This window comes from Lactobacillus delbrueckii subsp. delbrueckii DSM 20074 = JCM 1012 (assembly GCF_001433875.1).
Classification (GTDB): domain Bacteria; phylum Bacillota; class Bacilli; order Lactobacillales; family Lactobacillaceae; genus Lactobacillus; species Lactobacillus delbrueckii.
On record NZ_AZCR01000026.1, the window covers coordinates 1 to 18,692 of the forward strand.

General features: G+C 50.9%; 17 protein-coding genes, 1 tRNA gene, 2 pseudogenes and 1 riboswitch. Of the genes and pseudogenes, 17 read left to right on the top strand and 3 right to left on the bottom strand.

Features of this window, described 5'->3' with window-relative positions; translation table 11 throughout:
* Positions 1–81 precede the first annotated feature (81 nt).
* Positions 82–288: pseudogene (locus FD23_RS04995) on the bottom strand (NUDIX domain-containing protein); the annotation flags it as partial.
* 89 nt (positions 289–377) lie between these two features.
* Here FD23_RS04995 and FD23_RS05000 point away from each other — a divergent pair.
* The 4 genes and pseudogenes from FD23_RS05000 to FD23_RS05015 form a co-directional block, all read left to right on the top strand.
* Positions 378–742, top strand: a pseudogene (locus tag FD23_RS05000) (transposase); the annotation flags it as partial.
* A 270-nt stretch (positions 743–1,012) separates the two neighbouring features.
* Positions 1,013–1,219, top strand: a complete 207-nt coding sequence (locus FD23_RS05005) for a bacteriocin immunity protein (RefSeq protein ID WP_025896116.1) — start codon at positions 1,013–1,015, stop codon at positions 1,217–1,219.
* 155 nt (positions 1,220–1,374) lie between these two features.
* Positions 1,375–1,605, top strand: a complete 231-nt coding sequence (locus FD23_RS05010) for a hypothetical protein (protein WP_230844792.1) — start codon at positions 1,375–1,377, stop codon at positions 1,603–1,605.
* A gap of 216 nt (positions 1,606–1,821) precedes the next feature.
* A complete protein-coding gene (locus FD23_RS05015) occupies positions 1,822–2,490 on the top strand; it encodes a CPBP family intramembrane glutamic endopeptidase (protein ID WP_025896118.1) in 669 nt (222 codons plus the stop codon).
* Positions 2,491–2,561: 71 nt separating this feature from the next.
* On the opposite strand, the gene FD23_RS05020 is transcribed toward FD23_RS05015, so the two are convergent.
* Positions 2,562–2,632, bottom strand: a tRNA-Gly gene (locus FD23_RS05020).
* 180 nt (positions 2,633–2,812) lie between these two features.
* Between FD23_RS05020 and trpS the strand changes: the two genes are divergently transcribed.
* From trpS to FD23_RS05085, 13 genes are all read left to right on the top strand, one after another.
* Complete coding sequence (gene trpS, locus FD23_RS05025; protein WP_025896119.1) at positions 2,813–3,838, top strand: tryptophan--tRNA ligase; 1,026 nt, start codon at positions 2,813–2,815, stop codon at positions 3,836–3,838.
* Between the two features lies 1 nt (position 3,839).
* The gene (locus FD23_RS05030; RefSeq protein WP_025896120.1) at positions 3,840–4,322 is read left to right on the top strand and encodes a deoxycytidylate deaminase; all 483 of its coding nucleotides are present in this window, start codon (positions 3,840–3,842) and stop codon (positions 4,320–4,322) included.
* A complete protein-coding gene (locus FD23_RS05035) occupies positions 4,303–4,917 on the top strand; it encodes a TPM domain-containing protein (protein ID WP_025896122.1) in 615 nt (204 codons plus the stop codon). The genes FD23_RS05030 and FD23_RS05035 overlap by 20 nt, the downstream gene beginning before the upstream one ends.
* Before the next feature lie 105 nt (positions 4,918–5,022).
* Positions 5,023–5,186, top strand: a riboswitch (M-box (ykoK) riboswitch).
* An 88-nt stretch (positions 5,187–5,274) separates the two neighbouring features.
* Positions 5,275–7,965, top strand: coding sequence for a magnesium-translocating P-type ATPase (mgtA, locus tag FD23_RS05040; protein ID WP_025896123.1), 2,691 nt, complete (start codon positions 5,275–5,277; stop codon positions 7,963–7,965).
* Positions 7,966–8,100: 135 nt separating this feature from the next.
* Entirely contained in the window at positions 8,101–10,083 is a 1,983-nt protein-coding gene (metG, locus tag FD23_RS05045; RefSeq protein ID WP_025895878.1) for a methionine--tRNA ligase, read from the top strand.
* A complete protein-coding gene (locus FD23_RS05050) occupies positions 10,083–10,862 on the top strand; it encodes a TatD family hydrolase (protein ID WP_002878718.1) in 780 nt (259 codons plus the stop codon). Before metG ends, FD23_RS05050 begins: the two co-directional genes overlap by 1 nt.
* Positions 10,846–11,418, top strand: a complete 573-nt coding sequence (rnmV, locus tag FD23_RS05055) for a ribonuclease M5 (protein WP_025895880.1) — start codon at positions 10,846–10,848, stop codon at positions 11,416–11,418. The genes FD23_RS05050 and rnmV overlap by 17 nt, the downstream gene beginning before the upstream one ends.
* Positions 11,393–12,283, top strand: coding sequence for a 16S rRNA (adenine(1518)-N(6)/adenine(1519)-N(6))-dimethyltransferase RsmA (gene rsmA / locus FD23_RS05060; protein ID WP_052933547.1), 891 nt, complete (start codon positions 11,393–11,395; stop codon positions 12,281–12,283). Before rnmV ends, rsmA begins: the two co-directional genes overlap by 26 nt.
* 59 nt (positions 12,284–12,342) lie before the next feature.
* Entirely contained in the window at positions 12,343–12,594 is a 252-nt protein-coding gene (locus FD23_RS05065; protein ID WP_003612785.1) for a Veg family protein, read from the top strand.
* Between the two features lie 105 nt (positions 12,595–12,699).
* On the top strand, positions 12,700–13,530 hold the full coding sequence (gene purR, locus FD23_RS05070) for a pur operon repressor (RefSeq protein WP_025895883.1): 831 nt from the start codon (positions 12,700–12,702) through the stop codon (positions 13,528–13,530).
* 61 nt (positions 13,531–13,591) lie between these two features.
* A complete protein-coding gene (gene glmU, locus FD23_RS05075; RefSeq protein WP_002878710.1) occupies positions 13,592–14,977 on the top strand; it encodes a bifunctional UDP-N-acetylglucosamine diphosphorylase/glucosamine-1-phosphate N-acetyltransferase GlmU in 1,386 nt (461 codons plus the stop codon).
* A gap of 169 nt (positions 14,978–15,146) precedes the next feature.
* Positions 15,147–15,890, top strand: coding sequence for a hypothetical protein (locus FD23_RS05080; RefSeq protein ID WP_025895884.1), 744 nt, complete (start codon positions 15,147–15,149; stop codon positions 15,888–15,890).
* 228 nt (positions 15,891–16,118) lie between these two features.
* Complete coding sequence (locus FD23_RS05085; protein WP_016395853.1) at positions 16,119–17,099, top strand: ribose-phosphate diphosphokinase; 981 nt, start codon at positions 16,119–16,121, stop codon at positions 17,097–17,099.
* Between the two features lie 71 nt (positions 17,100–17,170).
* Here FD23_RS05085 and FD23_RS05090 read toward each other — a convergent pair whose 3' ends face one another.
* On the bottom strand, positions 17,171–18,484 hold the full coding sequence (locus tag FD23_RS05090) for an HD domain-containing protein (protein ID WP_025895886.1): 1,314 nt from the start codon (positions 18,482–18,484) through the stop codon (positions 17,171–17,173).
* Positions 18,485–18,692 lie beyond the last annotated feature (208 nt).

Sequence of the window (18,692 nt, forward strand, 5' to 3'; positions counted from 1 at the left end):
GATTTTTTGTGCTCCAATCCAGTGAAAACGATTTTTCTTACTGGATCGGAACAGTGTTCAGTTTAATTTTACAATCGGCGTTTTTTCTTTGATTAAGCGCACGGCAGCCTGGTCGGCACTTTCGTTTTCCCGAAGGAGGGTTTCCGGCAGGGCCCAGCGGTCCGCGAAAGGTTCGTCCTTGCGCTTGACTAAAAGCAGCTGAACCCGGTGGGTTTCCTTGTTAAAGCTCCAGATCAGGTTGGTAATGGTGATCAAGGGGCGTTCGACTATCTTTTCTAATTCAGGCATCAAAACGTCTCCTTTCAGTTTTACTACTATCATTATATCATCATTGCGAAGGTGGATTGCTCGTGGAAGAGGGATGAAAAATCAGTCTGATTGCCAAAAAGCGAGTTAGAAATGGAGAAGCTGCTTGCGAAAGCAAGAACTACTTGAAGACGAAAGCCAAGCTTCAAGCATGCTATCGCAAGGCAAGCAATATCCAAAACGACTTGATGCACAAGTTTACGACCGAACTGGTTAATGACTACGACAAGATAGTGATCGAAAATCTGTCGGTTAAGGGCATGCTGATGAGCCACGTGGATTCAAAGGGTGTTCATCGGTCGATGTTTGGCAAGTTTAAGCAGATCTTGACTTACAAGTGCGATTGGTATACAACAAGGCCGTAGATCGAGATAAGAATGCGATGCTTAGTCTTTTAGCGCTGACTGAGTACCCAGAATTAAATCATGCGCTATAAATATTAAAGAAAGGAGAATTAATGGCTAAGGCCCTGGCCTTAGCCATGCGGGTTGGCTGTACCCGAGGATTGGCGAGAGCCTTTCCATGAAGTTGCAAGAGTGGTGCTTCGGTACCTGCGCTGGTCAATGCGGTTACCCCCTTGTTGGGATATCGGAATACCGGTGATGACGGCAATAAGAAAAATGTCTGTGTTCATGTCTTCGGACAATACATAGTCAAAGATTACTATTTGGCTACATTGCACACGTTTTTTGCAGCAGGCTGTACGATGTTTTTTAACAAGAAAGAAAACGAAGCAGAAGAAGCATTTAAGAAGCAATTGGAAACTGTCGCAAATGACCCGGCAGTCAAGGCAAACGCGGCTTTGAGCAAGCTGATTGAAGCAGCTGTTAAGAAGGCTGAAAAGTCAGAATCAATTCGCTCAATTGCGTCTAACCTGGATACCCAATTGCGGTCCAACTTTGCTGTAAAATAAGTGCTGCTGAAGCTTGGTATTCCTTCTTCAACAGCACTTATTAATTTATTTTGAGCAAAAAGTGAAAAAGCGCTACGCTTTGCTCATGATTGGTGCTACAATTGTCGCAAATAAAGCAGATTAGGTATGATGTTTGATTTTAAGGAGGAGTTTCTATGTACCAAGCTTCACGCCTTCCACTTTGGGAACGTGTTTTCCTTATTGCCAGTGACAGCGTGATTTTCTGGCTGTGGCACCACCTTTTAATCGTGGCTTTAGGCCTTTTAACCTTGCTTGGCTTGGTGATCTACCTGGTTGTCAGCGGTATCCGGCAAAAAACGTCGCTAAAGCTGTCTGGCCAGTCGTCATTTTCTGTTCCTGCCTGGGCCTGGTCTACTTTGCCATGAGCTACGCAATTATGGACTAAAATAGAAAAAGCAAAGTGCTGCTTGAGCCAGATATTCCGGCTTTGGCTGCACTTTTTTCATCCCTCCACGTAAAAAGCATGAAACATTGTCAAGCAAAAGTAACCAAAAATATTCATACAAAGGCCAAAAAGGGCCCGATTTCTTTGGTATAATAAACTAATTACAAATGTTTCACGGAGGAGTGAGTGGAATAAGATGAATACGCCACGATCACGCGAAGGTAACCTTGTCCGTTACCTCGTCTATTTTGTAGTTTTTGTTTTCACGGCCCTGGCCGACAACCTGGCGATCAAGAGCCCGTCCATCAGCATCTGGAGCGTGATCCTGTTCCTGGTTCTGGCGGCCATGTGCCTGCTTTTTTACATTTACCGCTACAACCGTGAACAGCGCTTCTTCGATTCACGCTTCAATGTCCCCTGGCTGAGCAGCTTCAACTTCACCTTGCTCTTAAGCTTCGTGGTTGCCGCCGGCCGGATCGGGATCTCCTACCTGCAGCTCTACAAAGGCATGCCTGCCTCGGGCCTGCAGCTGGCCTATGCCTCTCATTCCACCAGCGCCTTATACTGGTTCATGATGCTAGCCAATGGGTTAGTCTTGCCGATCCTGGAAGAGTACCTCTGCACCGGTTTCTTGTTCAACTACTGGTTCAGAACTGAGAAAAAGGGCGTGGCCTACGTCGGCATAATCTGCTCGGGTCTCTTTTACGCTATCTTGACCTTCCAGTTCACTCCGGCAATCTTTGCCTTCAACTTTGCCTTTGGCATGCTTTTCGCCTGGAGCTACCTCAGTACCCAGACCATCTGGCTGCCTCTTTATCTGGCAGCCTTAAACGGGGTCTTGACGGTTGTGACCATCGCCGTTTAACTGAAGAGAGTAAAAAATAAGCGAGGCCGTTTGGCCTCGCTTATTTCTTTGTTAATTTATGGTATAAAAAAAGCGGATAGAGTGAATCGAACCCTCATCTCTAGCTTGGGAAGCTAGCGTTCTACCATTGAACTATACCCGCAAGATGTCTTAAGTATAGCATGGAAAAAAACTTTCGCCAAGTACTTTTGGCAACTTTTTTCAAAAAGATTCTTCCGGCCCGGCGGGAGTGGTTTAATCTATTTGTTATTTTTGCTAAAATGATAATAATAACGCCCGATAGAAACAATTTAACAAAGAATTTAGCAAAGGAAAGCGAAGAATGACGAAAGAAATTATTTTGACTGGCGACCGGCCAACCGGCAAGCTGCACATCGGCCACTACATCGGCTCCTTGAAGAACCGGGTCATGCTCCAAAGCACCGGCAAGTATGACTCTTACATTATGATTGCTGACACCCAGGCCTTGACTGACAACGCCCGCAACCCGGAAAAGATCCGCAACTCCCTGATCGAAGTTGCCCTGGACTACCTGGCTGTTGGCTTGGATCCGGAAAAGTCAACCATCTTTGTCCAGTCCCAAATCCCGGCCCTGTTTGAACTGACCACTGACTACATGGACCTGGTAACCCTGTCCCGGCTGGAAAGAAACCCTACTGTTAAGACGGAAATCAAGCAAAAGGGCTTCGGTGACTCCCTGCCAGTAGGCTTCTTGACCTACCCGGTTGCCCAAGCCGCTGACATCACTGCCTTCAAGGCGACCTTAGTCCCAGTCGGCGATGACCAGGAACCAATGCTGGAACAAACCCGGGAAATCGTCCGCAGCTTTAACCGGACCTACAATGTCGACGTCCTGGTTGAGCCAAAGGGCTACTTCCCGCCTAAGGGCCAGGGCCGCCTGCCAGGACTGGACGGCAATGCCAAGATGTCCAAGTCCCTGGGCAACGCCATCTACCTGTCTGATGATGCGGAAACGGTTAAGAAGAAGGTTATGTCCATGTACACCGACCCTAACCACATCCACGTGGAAGACCCCGGTCAGGTTGAAGGCAACACCGTCTTCACTTACCTGGACGTCTTTGACCCGGACAAGGACACTGTTGCCCAACTTAAGGAAGACTACCAAAAGGGCGGGTTAGGTGACGTCAAGATCAAGCGCTACTTAAACAAGGTCCTGGAAGCTGAACTGGCCCCAATCAGAGAACGCCGGCAAAAGTACGCTGAAAACCTGGATGCCGTTTACGATATGCTCTACCAAGGGTCACAAAAGGCCAACCAGGTGGCTGACCAAACCTTGCAGGAAGTCCGTGACGCGATCGGCTTCAACTACTTCAAGAACCGAGGCTAATATGACGCGCAAACGAATTCCCTGGAAACAGTACTTTATGATGCAGGCCCTGGTGATCGCTCAGCGGTCAACCTGTGACCGGGCCCTGGTCGGCAGCGTCCTGGTCAAGGACAAGCGGATCCTCAGCACTGGCTACAACGGGTCAGTTTCCGGCCAGGACCACTGCGATGACGTGGGCCACCAGCTGGTCGATGGCCACTGCGTGCGGACGATTCACTCTGAAATGAACAGTCTGATTTCCTGCGCGAAAAACGGGGTCTCAACCGACAACACGGAAATCTACGTGACTCACTTCCCATGCTACAACTGCACCAAGCACCTGCTGCAGGCCGGGGTGATCAAGATCAACTATTATTATGATTATCACGACAGTCCTTTGGCCATTCAACTGCTGCGTGATAGTGGAGTACCTTATGAACAAATTAAGCTTGACCGCCAATTCGTCGAAGAACTGGCACACAAACTTGAAGACGGAAGCGACTAGGCTGGCCTGGCTCCTGGCCTTAGTCTGCCTTTTTCCCCTGGTGACCGGGGCCAGCAGCTTTTTCGTCCAGGACAATGCCGGCATCATCAATTCCGATACCTGGAAAATGGTTGACCAAAAGAATGCCAAGTACCAGAAGTCTGACCAGCACCCGATCGTGATCGTCGAGACCCTGCAAAATGCCAAAAAGACCCAGCCGGCCGGCTTGAGCAAGGCAAGCAGAACCCTCTATATTGTGATCAACGTGCAAAAGGACGGGACTAAGAAGGCCTATATTTACAGCAGCAGCGACCTGCACAGTCAGTTTACCGCCCAGGTCCGGGCCAACATCCTCAGCCACACGGCTTCCAAAATCACGGCTGATGACCCGATCGCCTTCAATGAAGGTGTGCAGGAGCTGTTCAAGATTTCCGTGACCTTGATCGACCAAAGCCTCGGCTTTAAAAAGGACTCCCTTGACCTGTCCAGCGAGGAAGTGAACCGGGTGATCAAGCCAGCTGACCTCAGAATTCCGATCATGCTGGCCCTGTTGGTCTTGATCGCGGCCGTGATCATCTTCCTGCGCTTTACGATAAGACGGCAGGGTAGAAAATAAAGGTTTTTCACAGAAAAACCAAATAAAAACGCTAACTTTACATATAAGTGGTTTACAAGCCTGCTTTAAGCGTGTATAGTCTTCTATGTAAAGTTAAAAAGAGAGCAAATGAACTGTTAGGTGAGACTCCTACGTGAACACACGCTATCGCCCAGAAACATCCAGAGATGCCAACGGGTCAAATAGAAATTGTCGAAATAAGGCACTTTCCAGGTAGCTAGCATGTGCTTACGTCACGTAGTGTTAAAGCTGAGCGATTAGTCAATGGCGTGGCCCTATTTTGCAAGGTCCCCCTTACGGTTTGTAAGGGGGATTTTTTGGTTCGTTTGCGAAGTTGTCATAGAGGGGAGAACTATTATGCTCAACAAGACAATGAACGAAGCTGCCAGCGATGACGCAAAGCGGGTTGCAAGAATTGCCCTGGAAAAGCGGAGCGTGACTTTGGCCCAATTGCATACCAACAGCAACGGCCTCAGCACTGAAGAAGCAGCCAATATCCGGGAAAAGACCGGAACCAACGAGATCGCGAGCAGCAGCCAAGCCAGCAAGCTCCACTTCCTGATCGAAGCTTTCCTGACTCCGTTTACCCTGGTCCTGCTCATTTTGGCGACTATGTCCTTGTTCATCAACTACATCTTCGTCCCGCAAAGGGAAAAGGACCTCAGCACCGTTATCATCATGGTGGTCATGGTCCTGGTTTCCGGGATTACGTCCTTCATCCAGAACGTCCGCACTTCCAACGCCGTCCGGTCCCTTTTGAAGATGGTTTCTGTCACGACCAACGTGCGCCGGGACGGCAAGGACCAGGAAATCCCGACCAAGGACGTGGTGGTCGGCGACATCATCAACGTTTCAGCCGGGGACATGGTTCCAGCTGACATGAAGCTTTTGTCCAGCACTGACCTGTTCTGCTCAGCCAGTTCCTTGAATGGGGAATCAACGCCGACGGAAAAGAATGCCAACTTTGTCCCAACCCCGGACAAGATGGAAAACTACCTGGACTACCCAAACATCCTTTTTAAAGGCACGACTATTGTCTCCGGCTCCGGCCGTGGGGTGGTCTTCGCCACTGGCGAGCACACCGTGTTCGGCAAGATTGCAGCCCAGATCGCCGACACCGAAATGAAGGAGACGACTTTTGACACCGAGATCAAGAAAATCTCCAAGCTGCTCTTGACCATGACGGCCATCATCGCGCCTCTGGTTCTCGTGGTCAACGGCTTGACCAAGGGCAACTGGACTGATGCTTTGATCTTCGCCATCGCTACGGCGGTGGGCCTGACGCCGGAAATGTTGCCAGTCATCGTGACCACCAACCTGGTCCGGGGCAGCCTGGAAATGAGCAAGCACCAGACCATCGTCAAGAAGATGAACTCCATCCAGAACTTCGGTTCAGCCGACATCCTCTGCACTGACAAGACCGGGACCTTGACCCAGGGCCAGGTCATCCTGGAAAAGCACTATAACCTGGAAATGCGGGAAACCGACCGGGTTTTGAAGATGGCCTACCTGAACTCTTACTACCAGACCGGGATGAAGGACCTGATCGACCAGGCAGTCATTGACGTGGCTGATGAAGACCTGGACACCAGCGAAATCCAGCGGGACTACCACAAGATCGACGAAATTCCTTTTGACTTCCAGCGCCGGCGGATGAGCGTAGTGGTTGCCAACTCTGACCAAAAGCACGGCGAGCACCTCCTGGTTACCAAGGGGGCAGCTGAAGAAATGCTGGCCGTCTCCAGCCAGGTGGAAATCGGCGGCCAGATCCTGCCTTTGACTGAAGAAAGAAAAAAGCAGATTTTTAAAGATATCAACGACTTGAACAGTGACGGGATGCGGGTTATCGTCTTGGCCTACAAGGTTGACCCGTCTCCAGTCGGCAAATTCACGGTTGATGATGAAAGCGACTTGATCGTGATCGGCTTCTTGACCTTCCTGGATCCGCCAAAGGAAAGCGCCAAAAATGCCCTGGCTAGCCTCAACCGGGACGGCATTACCGTTAAGATTTTAACCGGGGACAATGAAGCCGTTACCCGGGCCGTGGCCTTGAAGGTCGGCCTTAACATCGATACGGTTTACGGGCAAAAGGACCTGATCGGCAAGAGCGATGAAGAACTGGCCAAGATCGTTGAAGAATGCGACATCTTCGTCAAGCTGTCACCGGAATGGAAGACCAAGATCATTGATGTCCTGCAGAAAAACGGCCACACGGTCGGCTACATGGGTGATGGGATCAACGATGCCCCGGCCATGAAGCAGGCGGACGTCTCTATCTCAGTTGACTCAGCTGTCGACGTGGCCAAGGAATCAGCGGACATCATCCTTTTGCAGAAGGACTTGAGCGTCCTGGAGCACGCGGTCCGGATCGGCCGCAAGACCTTGACCAACACCATGAAGTACATCAAGATCACCCTGTCTTCCAACTTCGGGAACATCTTGTCCGTCATGGTCGCCTCAGTCTTCCTGCCGTTCTTGCCAATGCTGCCGCTGCAGCTCTTGATTTTGGACCTGCTCTACGGAACCAGCTGCCTGGCTTTGCCCTTTGACAGCGTGTCTGAAGACTACCTGCACGTGCCGCGGGAATGGTCAACCAAGAACATGCCGAAGTTCATGTTCTACTTTGGGCCGACGTCATCAATTTTTGACGTCATCACCTTTGCCGTCCTCTTCTTTGTAATCTGCCCGGCCCTTACTGGTGGCAGCTACGCTTCCTTAGGACCGGCAGGGCAGCTGGCCTTCATGACCATCTTCCACACCGGCTGGTTCGTGGAATCCCTCTGGACCCAGGAAATGGTCATCCACGCCTTGCGCGACGAACGTCTGCCACTTATCCAGCAGCGGGCATCAAGCACAGTCATGCTTGCTACTTTCGGGGCTGCTATCTTCGGGACCCTCCTGCCATTTTCAAAATTGGCCGGAGCCATAAAGTTCGTCCACTTGAACGAAGAATTCCTGTGGATCGTGGCTGGCCTCCTGGTCTGCTACCTGCTTTTGACGACAGTCGTCAAGCACTTCTACATGAAGAAAGAAAAATTCTTGATTTAACTGAAAAAGAACGGTCTTTAGTAAAAAGGCCGTTCTTTTTTGCCCGAAAGCCCGTTAAATCGCCGATTGGCTTTATAAGGTAAGGCTTTTTGTTGTATGATAGAGAGTATAGAATTTTTGAGGAGATCAAGCACTATGGCAGATAACAAGAAAACTTTTTACATTACCACGCCAATCTACTATCCGTCTGGCCGTTTGACCATTGGCAACGCCTACACGACGGTAGCAGCGGACACCATGACCCGCTACAAGAAGTCCCGCGGCTATGACACCTTCTTCTTGACCGGGACCGACGAACACGGCTTGAAGATCGAACAAAAGGCCGAAAAGCTGGGCATGAAGCCAAAGGCTTACCTGGACGGCATGGTCAAGGACATCAAGGAACTGTGGAAGAAGCTGGACATCAACTACGACAAGTTCATCCGGACCACTGATGAAGAACATGTCAAGGCTGTCCAGAAGATTTTTGAAAAGCTGAAGGCCTCAGGTGACATCTACCTGGGTGAATACACTGGCTGGTACTCGGTTGAAGACGAAGAATACTTCACTGAATCCCAGCTGAAGGAAGTCTTCAAAGACGACCAGGGCAACGTTGTCGGCGGGATCGCCCCATCTGGCCACGAAGTTCAATTGGTCAAGGAACCATCCTACTTCTTCAAGATGAGCAAGTACGCTGACCGGCTTCTCCAGTACTACAAGGACCACCCGGAATTCATCCAGCCAAACTCCCGGGAAAAGGAAATGGTGAACAACTTCATCAAGCCGGGCCTGGAAGACTTGTCAGTTACCCGGACCACGGTTGACTGGGGGATCCCGGTGCCAAGCGACCCGAAGCACGTTGTTTACGTTTGGATCGACGCCTTGGCCAACTATATCACTGCCTTGGGCTATGGGTTAGAAGATGACTCCCTCTTCAAGAAGTACTGGCCAGCTGACGTCCACCTGGTCGGCAAGGAAATCGTCCGTTTCCACACCATTTATTGGCCAATAATGCTGATGGCCCTGGACTTGCCGTTGCCTAAGCAGGTCTTCGGCCACGGCTGGGTCTTGATCTACAAGGACAAGATGTCCAAGTCCAAGGGTAACGCCGTTTACCCGGAATCCTTGATTTCCCGCTACGGCCTGGACCCGGTCCGCTACTACCTGATGCGGGCCATCCCATTTGGAGCTGACGGTTCCTTTACCCCGGAAGACTTCGTTGAACGGACCAATTTTGACCTGGCCAACGACCTGGGCAACCTCTTGAACAGGACTGTTTCCATGATCAACCAGTACCAAAAGGGCCTGGTTGCCCCGGTTGACCAGGAACAGGACAAGTACGGCCAAGACCTGGCTGACGTTGCTGCCAAGGCCATCAGCGACTACTACGGCAGCATGGACAAGATGCACTTCTCCAACGCTTTGGAAAATGTCTGGCAGCTGATTTCCCGGGCCAACAAGTACATCGATGAAACTACCCCATGGGTTTTGAACAAGGAAGGCAAGACTGAAGAACTTTCCAGAGTCATGAGCAACCTGGCGGAAAGCCTGCGCCTGGTAGCCATCATGATCGCTCCGGTTATGACTGAAACTCCAGGCAAGATGTTTGCCCAGCTGGGCCTGGACTGGGAAGACGAAAGCCAGAAGGACTTGCAGTTCGGCGGCTTTGCCTGGGACGTAAACGTCGTTGCCAAGCCAACTCCAATCTTCCCACGCTTGAAGAATGACGAAGAAGTGGCCTACATCAAGGAAGAAATGAAGAAGGCAAAGCCAAAGAAACAGTCAAGAAGAGAACAAAAGCAGGAAGAAAAGCAGATCACGATCGACGACTTTGCCAAGGTCAAGATCCAGGTCGGCAAGATTCTGTCTGTTGAACCAGTCAAGGGATCAAGCAAGCTCTTGATGTTCAAGCTAGACTTCGGCAAGACCGGCGAGCGGCAGATCTTGAGCGGGATCCGCAAGTTCTACCCAGATGAAAGCATCCTTTTGGGCAAGAAGGTTCTGGCTGTAACCAACTTGAAGCCGCGCAAGATGCTGGGCCACGAAAGCCAGGGCATGCTTTTGTCCAGCGAAGCTGACGGCGATGTCAAGCTGGCCCTGGTCGGCGACGAACACCCGGTAGGGGCTGAACTGGGCTAATGAAGATCTACGACAACCATACCCACTTAAACGACAAGCCTTTTGCCGGCAAAGAAGCCGATTATATCCAAAAAGCTAGGGACTTGGACGTGGTTGGGATGAACTGCGTGGGCCAGGACCCGGAAATGAACCTGGGCGCCCTGGAATTAGCTAAGCGCTTTGCCAATGTCAAGGCCATCATCGGCTACTGCCCGGACGTGGCTAAAGACTATGACCAGGCAGCTGAAGACCTGCTGGTTGAGCAAGTTAAAGGCGGCCAGGTAGTCGCTATCGGGGAAATCGGCCTGGACTACTACTGGGATGAGTCTCCCCGGGATGTGCAAAGGAAAGTTTTTGCCCGGCAGATTGAAGTTGCCCGCGATTTGCAATTGCCGGTAAATATCCATACCAGGGACGCCTTCGCGGACTGCTGGCAGATCTTGAAAGAAGCAGACCTGGAATACGGGGCGGTTTTGCACAGCTACAACGGGGGCCCGGAATGGACGGAAAAGTTCCTGGACTTGAACGTGAACTTTTCTTTCTCCGGGGTCGTTTCCTTCAAGAAGGCCGCGGAAGTGCATGAGTCAGCCAAGCTGGTTCCTTTGGACCGGCTTTTGGTTGAAACTGACGCGCCGTTTTTGACTCCGGTGCCTTACCGGGGCCGGCAAAACGAGCCTGGCTATGTCCGCTACGTTGCTCAGGCGGTCGCGGACTTGAAGGGGCTGGATCTGGCCGAAGTTGCGGAAGCAACTTATGCTAATACAATGAGGATTTACGGATTAAATGCAGAAGAATTTTAACGCCGTCGTTGTCGTGGAAGGCAAGGACGATACGATGCGCTTAAAGCAGTTTTTTCCAGGAATTGAGACGGTCGAGACGAATGGCTCGGCCGTTTCTGATGCGGTCCTGGCCAAGCTGAAGAAACTGGCCCAAAGCCGCGAGATTATTGTTTTTACCGATCCTGACGTCAATGGCGAGCGGATCCGCCGGATAGTGACCGAAGCCGTGCCAACGGCCAAGCAGGCCTTTATTACCCGCAAAGAAGGCGAACCGCAAAAAAAGGGGAGCCTGGGGGTAGAGCACGCTTCAAAGGAAGCTTTAGAGCGGGCCTTGAGCGACTTACGCGAGGTCCAAGCCCAAAAGGCTGACTTTGACTACGGGGACTATGTCGACTTGGGCCTGGCCATGGGTCGCCAGTCCCGGCAATTACGGGAGGCAGTCGGGATCAAGCTGGGGATCGGCTATGCCAATTCCAAGCGTTTTTACCAGCGCCTGCAGACTTTTGGCATCAGTTTGGCTGAACTTAAGCAGGCAGTAGAGGAGGTGAAAAATGACCAACAGAATTCCAATCGCTAGTCCGGTAAGGACGGCGGCCATCGTCAATCGTTACTTTGTGCACGCCAAGAAGAACCTGGGCCAGAACTTCCTGGTTGACCTGGATGCCGTCCAGGGGATCGTCCGGGCAGCCGGGATTGAGCCCGGCGACCAGGTAGTGGAAGTCGGCCCGGGGATCGGCTCTTTGACTGAACAGCTGCTTTTAGCCGGAGGCAAGGTGGCGGCTTATGAAGTCGACCATAGCCTGCCGGAAATCCTGGCCAACGAACTGCCGGAAAAGGTGGACGGCCAAGACCTGGACCAGCGCTTCAAGCTGATCATGAAGGATGTTTTGAAGGCAGACTTTGCAACTGATCTGGCGGGCTTTTTTGATTTAAGCAAGCCCGTCAAGGTTGTGGCCAACTTGCCTTACTACATCACCACGCCGATTATTTTCAACCTGCTGGAATCCAGCCTGGACTTTACCAGCCTGACCTTGATGATGCAAAAGGAAGTGGCTGAGCGTCTGGCTGCCCAGCCGGGCTCTAAGGCCTATGGCCCCCTGTCCATTGCCGTGCAGACTCAAATGAGCGTGGACCTGGCTTTGGAAGTTGGGCACGCTTCCTTCATGCCCCAGCCAAAGGTTGACTCAGCCGTAGTGGTTTTAACGCCTTTGGAAAAGCCAGCTGACGTTGGCGACCGCAAGCAGTTCAACCGGGTGGTTAAGCTCTGCTTTACCCAGCGGCGCAAGACCCTGGCCAACAACATGAAGACTTTGCTTCCAGACAAGGAAGACCGGGAAAAGCTGCTGGCCGACCTGGACCTAGGCCCGCGCCAGCGGCCGGAACAACTGGCCATCAGCGATTTCATCAGAATCAGCCAGGCTATAGCGGAAATGAATAAATAATTCAGTCTTGATTTGAATAGGAAATTATGTTACAATACTTCGATAAAGGAGTGTCATAATTGCCAATCAATATTCAAGACATTAAGCAGAAGTTAGATACCCACCTAGGCGAAGAGTTGACAATCGTTGCCCAAGCGGGCCGCAAGAAGGTAACCAGACGCCGCGGCATTTTGAAGAACACGTTTCCTGCCGTGTTTGTAGTGGCTCTGGACCAGGACAGTAATAATTTTGAACACGCATCATACAGCTACACTGATGTTTTGACCAAGAACATCTTGCTGGAATTTGATGATGAAAGCGATGCAGAGTAAAAATACGAATTTTTGCACTAACATTTCTTGAAAATGTTAGTGATTTTTTTGCCCTTTAGAGTATATTAGTATAGGTACAAAAACAGACATTAGGAAGGAAAGAGAATGAAACGTTCTGAAAGATTAGTAGATATGACCAAGTTTTTGATGGAGCGCCCGCATACTTTGATTGCTCTGCCCTTTTTTGCCAAGCGCTACGGGGCAGCGAAGTCATCAATCTCTGAAGACTTGGCCATTTTGAAGCACACCCTGGCTAGCAACGAGGATGGAATCCTGGAGACCGTTGCCGGGGCAGCCGGTGGGGTCCGCTATATTCCGTTCTTAGGCCAGAAGCCGGCTGATAAGTACCTCAAGGACCTGGCAGGCCGCATCCAGGACTCCAGCCGGATTCTGCCGGGCGGCTTTGTCTACCTGTCAGATATTTTGGGCAGGCCATATGACCTGGAGATGATCGGCAAGCTGATCGCCACCCGCTATGCTTACTCCAATATCGAAGCCGTCATGACGGTGGAAACCAAGGGGATTTCTTTGGCCAATGCCGTGGCCAGCTACTTGAACGTCCCAGCGGTAACCGCCCGCAAGCGGTCCAAGGTGACGGAAGGGGCTACTGTGTCCGTTAACTACATGTCCTCTTCAACTTCCCGGGTAGCCAAGATGGAGTTGCCGACCCGGGCCCTGGACAAGGATACGAACGTTCTGATTGTAGACGACTTCATGAAGGGCGGCGGCACTCTGGACGGGATGCGGCAACTGGTCAAGGAATTTGATTGCCAGGTGGCCGGCGTCTGTGTTCTTTGCGAAACTGAATATGAAGAGGAACGCAAGATCAAGGACTACGTTTCCTTGGTCAACATTGGCCAAATCGACAGCGAAAAGGAAATCATCCTGGCTCAGCCGGGCAACTTTTTGAATAGAACTAACTTCGACCGTTTCTAAATGTTACAATATAAGCTAGCCATGAAGGCTAGTTTATATTGATTTAGAAGGTTATAAACAGATGGGAAAATATGTCGTAGTTTTGGCTGCCGGCAAGGGCACCAGAATGAAATCCAAGCTTTACAAGGTCTTGCACCAGGTTTGCGGCAAGGCCATGGTTGAACATGTCGTTGATGCCGCCAGAGCGGTCAAGCCAAGCAAGATCGTGACCATTGTCGGCCACGGGGCAGAAGACGTGGAGAAAGTCTTGGCGGGCAAGTCTGAATTTGCCATGCAGGAAGAGCAGCTGGGCACCGGCCACGCGGTTATGCAGGCGGAAGGCCAGCTGGCTGCTTTGGAAGGGGCAACGCTGGTCGTAACCGGGGATACCCCGCTTTTTACCAGTGAAACTTTCGAAAAGCTCTTCGCCTACCATGAAGAAGAAGGCAACGCGGCCACGGTTTTGACGGCTGAAGCTCCGGATCCTTTTGGCTACGGGCGGATCATCAGAGATGACCAGGGCAATGTTTTGCGGATCGTGGAACAAAAGGACGGCAAGCCGGAAGAACTGAAGGTCAAGGAAATCAACACCGGGGTCTTCTGCTTTGACAACCAGGACTTGTGGGCTGCTTTGAAGCAAGTCGGCAACGACAACTCTCAAGGCGAGTACTACTTGACTGACGTTTTGGAAATTTTACGCAAGGCCGGCAAGAAGGTCGGGGCTTACAAGATGCCGGACTTCAGCGAAAGCCTGGGGGTAAACGACCGGATCGCTCTGGCTGAAGCCACCCGGATCATGCAAAGAAGAATCAATGAAGGGCACATGCGGGACGGGGTTACCTTTATCGACCCCGCCACGGCTTACATTGACGCTGACGTGGAAATCGGTAATGACACGGTGATTGAAGGCGGCGTGACAATTAAAGGCCACACCGTGATCGGGTCAGACTGCTTGATCACTTCCGGGTCAAGAATCGTTGACAGCCAGATCGGCAACGGCGTGACGGTAACTTCTTCCACGATTGAAGAATCAATCATGGAAGACAACACGGACATCGGGCCAAACTCCCACTTGCGGCCAAAGGCTTTGATTAAGCGGGGAGCCCACCTGGGCAACTTCGTGGAAGTCAAGAAGGCGGAAATTGGCGAAAACACCAAGGTCGGGCACCTGACTTATGTTGGGGATGCTACTTTGGGCAAGGACATCAATGTCGGCTGCGGGGTCATCTTCTCCAACTTTGACGGGGTAAAGAAGTTCCACACTACGGTTGGTGATAAGTCCTTCATCGGGGCTGGGTCAACCCTGGTTTCTCCGATTAATGTGGCCGACCATGCCTTTATCGCGGCTGACTCAACCATTACCAAGGACGTTGGCAAGTATGAAATGGCCATCGCCCGGGGCCGGCAGGTCAACAAGGAAGACTACTGGCACAAGCTGCCTTTGTCTGAAGACGAAGAATGGAAATAATCTCGAAAAGGAGCTCCGGCTCCTTTTTTTAATAAGTAAAATGCATCCGTTTACAGTAGCTTTTAAGGAAAAATTGCCTTTCTTTTGAGAACTTTAATAAGCAATTTTTAAACAGAGGGTGTATAATCTAGGCAATGTACAAAAAGAAGCAAGAAAGGATTGCATATCGATGAAGTTTACTAAGAAAATTGCTTTTGCATCAGCATCATTGGCTTTGACCATGGCTACTCCAGCCGCTCTGCTTACTCAAAACGCGGCTTTTGCCAAGACCACCACGGTTAAGCAAGCAACCAAGGTTAAGGTAACTAAGAAGACCACTCCTTTTTACCACAAGGACGGTTCTAAGTTCACCAAGAAGAAGCCTTACGTTTACGGTAGCTGGAAGAGCACTGTAGCTTACAAGAACACCAGCTACAACGTAGTTAAGACTGTAACCATCAAGGGTGCTAAGTACTACTACATCGGCAACGACGCTTACCTGAAGGCCAGCGACGTCAAGGTAACTGCAACTAAGACGGTTAAGTCCAGCTCAACTTCAAGCGCAAAGAAGGCAAGCACTAGTTCAAGCAAGACTACTTCCAAGAAGACTAGTTCAACTTCAAGCTCAAGCAAGTCCAGCTCCAAGAAGACTAGTTCAACTTCAAGCAGCTCTTCTTCCAAGAAGACCAGCTCAAAGAAGACTGTAACTCAAATTCAAGTAACTAAGAAGACCACTCCTTTCTACCACAAGGACGGTTCAAAGTTCACTAAGAAGAGCCCATACGTTTACCAAGGCTGGAAGAGTACTGTAGCTTACAAGGGGACCAAGTACAAGGTTTCCAAGACTATCACCATCAAGGGAAGCAAGTACTACTACATCGGCAACAGCGCCTACCTGAAGGCCAGCGCCGTTAAGGTAATCGCATCTAAGTAATCCAGAAGAAGCTTTGACAATTGTCAGAGCTTTTTTCTTTGCCCGAAAACAGACGATTTTTTCTATCCGCTTGAAAAATAAAAGGCTTTCTTGCTTTTTTTCAGGTCAAAACAGGAGTAAGAGGAATTTTTTGCTTAAAAACTGAACACAAATCCCTGTTTTCCAACAAAAGAATGCCGGATTTTGTTAGAATGGAACTGTTAAATGCTGTTTTTTTCGGAGGGAATTATGTCTTACAAAGACAACATCAAGCTTTTTGCGCTTAACTCAAACAAACCGTTGGCAGAAAAGATCGCTAAGCGGATGGGGTTAAAGCTTTCAACCTCAAGCGTCGTTCGCTTCAGCGACGGTGAAATTCAAGTCGACATCGACGATTCTGTCCGTGGCAAGGACGTCTTCTTGATCCAATCCACAAGCGCGCCGGTCAACGACAACCTTATGGAACTTTTGATCATGATCGACGCTGTCCGCCGGGCCAGTGCCGCTTCCGTAAACATCGTCCTGCCTTACTACGGCTACGCTCGTCAAGACCGGAAGACCCGGGCCAGAGAACCAATCACTGCTAAACTGGTCGCAGACATGATTCAAGCTGCCGGGGCTGACCGCGTCCTCTCACTGGACCTGCACGCTCCGCAAATCCAAGGTTTCTTCGACATCCCTGTCGACAACTTGATGGGCGCTCCTTTATTGGCTGACTACTTCCTGAGCAACCACCTGGAAGAAGACGCTGTTGTCGTTTCTCCAGACCACGGTGGCGTTACCCGGGCAAGAAAATTAGCTGAATTCCTGGGCACTTCAATCGCCATCGTCGACAAGCGCCGGCCAAAGGCCAACGTTTCCGAAGTCATGAACATCATCGGTGACGTCAAGGGCAAGCGGGCCATCTTGATTGACGACATGATCGACACTGCCGGCACTATCACCCTGGCTGCCCAGGCCTTGAAGGACGCCGGTGCTACCGAAGTTTACGCCTGCGCGACCCACGCCGTTTTGTCCGGCCCAGCCGTAGACCGCTTGAACAATTCCGTAATCAAGAGCCTGGTCTTGACCGACTCAATCCAACAGCCAGCCGAAAAGAACCTCGATAAGATGATTCTCGTTTCCGTTGGGCCTTTGATGGGTGACGCTATCAAGCTGATCATGGAACACAAGCCAATGAGTCCGCTCTTTGACACTCGTTACGACGCTAACAAGTACAAGGACAAGTAAGGACCTGTATGCAAAAACAACCGCTGCAAATTCTGCAACGGTTGTTTCCTTTTGGAAATTATTCTTTTGCCTTATTTTTTCGTAAGCAATTCCCCGTTTTTCAGGTACTGCTGAAAATCTGCCTGCTTGAGCATGGCAACCGGGAAGAAGAAGCGCTCATCGCCCTGCAGGGTTCCGTTTAAGGCCTTGACCAGGGGGCTGAGCTGGGACAACTCAATCAAGCTTCCGTCTTCCTGCATGATCTCGATCTGGCTGTTGGCGTTCTTGCCACTTGGCTTATAAGCGTCATATGGCTCGTCAAAGGCTGACCCTACTCCGGTATAGTAGTCCGGGTAAAAGCCAGCCTTCTTGATCAAGTCCTTTAATTGCGGTAAAAGCTGCTTGCTTTCTTCGTTGATCTTCGCGCTGGCTAAAGGCCGCCGGAAGAGGTAGCGCTTGGTTAGGTCCGCTAAAACCGGGTCGCTGGACTCAGTCCACATGCTGAAGTTGGTCTCCATGACCCCGTCATCCATCTTCAAGTAGTCTTGCAAGTCCCAGGTCCCGGCCAAAAATCTGGCTAAACTTGGCGTAACCGGCAGTTCTTTTTCCTGGTAGAGGTACTGGGCCCGCTTCAAAAGGTGGTGAAGGATGACCTCCATGGACCGGTTGACCCGGTGGTAGTAGATCTGCTGGTACATCTGGTAGCGGGAGACGATATAGTCTTCAACGGCGTGCATCCCGTTAGCCGTAAAGCAAACCCCTTTTTCATAAGGGCGGATGACCCGCAAGATCCGGGACAGGTCGAATTCCCCATAAGAAGCCCCCGTGAAGTAGGCATCCCGCAAAAGGTAGTCCATCCGGTCGGCGTCCGCCTGGCTGGAGATGAGCTTGACCACCTGGGGATTAGGGTAGGTCTTGGCGATCACGCTGGCCACCGCCTTTGGGAAGTCCGTGTCGACCTTGCTCAAAGCCTGGTTGACCTCAGTGGAAGAATCCAGAATGATCTGCTGGCCGATCTGCTCATGGTTGGTGCCGAAAAGGTGCTCAAAGGTGTGCGAGTATGGGCCATGGCCGATGTCATGCAAAAGGCCGGCCATCTGCACCAGCAGGTTTTCGCTGGGGTCCCAGAGTCCGTCGCCGGTACTTTGACTAGGGTATTTGTCAGTAAAAAGGTTGCTGATCCGTCGGGCCAGTTCGTAGACGCCTAGGTTGTGCTCAAAGCGGGTGTGGGTGGCGCCGGGGAAGACGAAGGCCGTCGGGCCCAGCTGCTTGATCCGCCGCATCCGCTGGAATTCTTGCGAGCGGACGACTTCCAGGGCCACTTGGGTGTCCAGGTGGATATAGCCGTGGACCGGGTCACGGACGACGACTTCGCGGGCCAGTTTAGGACTGTCAAATTTTGTCAAAAGTAAATCCTCCATTCTTATTGTTTTATATTTTTGCCAAAACATAGTAAGATGTGCTTGATTAGCTATAGAAATTATAGCAAAAGTTGCTAGAGGCCGCTGCTTGCGGCTGTTAAAGGAGAAGAATTTTTGGTTCAGTATAAAAACTTGTGTAAATGACTGAGAGACTTAGAAAGCTTTCCGCGATAGTTCCATTAACCGCAGGAAG